The sequence below is a fragment of the Streptomyces sp. H27-H5 genome, assembly GCF_026627505.1.
Taxonomy (GTDB): Bacteria; Actinomycetota; Actinomycetes; order Streptomycetales; family Streptomycetaceae; genus Streptomyces.
The window spans coordinates 1-934 of record NZ_JAPNLK010000331.1 but is presented as its reverse complement, the minus strand read 5'-3'; the positions used below and the strand labels follow the sequence as shown (position 1 = coordinate 934).

Here is a 934-nt window from a genome sequence, read left to right as displayed (position 1 = left end):
GCCCACTCTTGACCTGCGGCTTCTTCACCGGCCGCCCGAAGGCATCCGAAGACGGCGGCAACGAGGAGTTGCCCGAGTTCCGGCCAAGACGCCGCTCCAGCTCCGCCACCCGAGCCGTCAACCGCTCGTTGGCGGCAGCCAACTCCTCGTTCTGCCGCTGGAGCAGCCCGACCAGCGCGAGGAGATCCTCGCGCGACGCAGATTCCGGCCCCGACGACATGACCACGGATCCTGCCGCACCCACCCGCCACCTGTCACATCATCAGGAGACGGACCCGCGGCCGACCTTCTGAATGCTTACTCAAGAAGAGCGTCGTCGACCACGGCAAGACTCTCGGCATCGCTGTCGAGATCGTCGAGCGCAACCCGGCCGAGAAGGGCTTCGTCCCGCAGGCCAAGCGGTGGATCGTGGAACAGACGAACGGGATCTTGATGTTCTACCGCCGTCTCGTGCGTGACTACGAACACCGGCTCGCCTCCTCCCGCTCGCGGGTGTTCTGGGCGATGACGTCGGTCATGGCCCGCCGCCTCACCGGCATCACGCTCCCCTCCTGGAGGGGAGCGTGAGTGAGATCCCCCAGGTCGAGGCCGTACTGGCCTACGTCGAGGACCGGATGAGTGAAGTCTCCGAACAGGCCGGACGGATCCAGGACCAGATCGCCGAACTCACCGCCACCTCCGCGAGTTCGACACCGAGAGCGAGAATCTGCAGATCACCCGCAAGACCCTCCTCAGCCTCCCCGCACCCGCACCGGCACCGGCACCGGCACCGGCACCGGTCGACGATCCACCCCGCGCCGAGGTGCGTCGCAAGCCCGTGCCGCGTTCACAGCGTGGGACCTCCGGGCGCGTGCCCGGCGGCCAGGTGGGGCACGAGGGCACGAACCTCGAGCCGGTCGCCAACCCCGATCACGTCATCGAGCACCGCCCGGCC

General features: G+C 68.2%; 2 protein-coding genes. Both read right to left on the bottom strand.

Annotated features, from left to right (window positions below; translation table 11 throughout):
* Window positions 1-220 (bottom strand): DUF6444 domain-containing protein (locus OTB19_RS43130; protein ID WP_267804319.1); only part of this gene is annotated, 220 nt, incomplete at its 3' end.
* Between the two features lie 77 nt (window positions 221-297).
* Window positions 298-468 carry a hypothetical protein gene (locus OTB19_RS43935; RefSeq protein ID WP_267804318.1) on the bottom strand — a complete coding sequence of 57 codons (171 nt, stop codon included), beginning with the start codon at window positions 466-468 and terminating at the stop codon, window positions 298-300.
* Window positions 469-934: the final 466 nt, after the last annotated feature.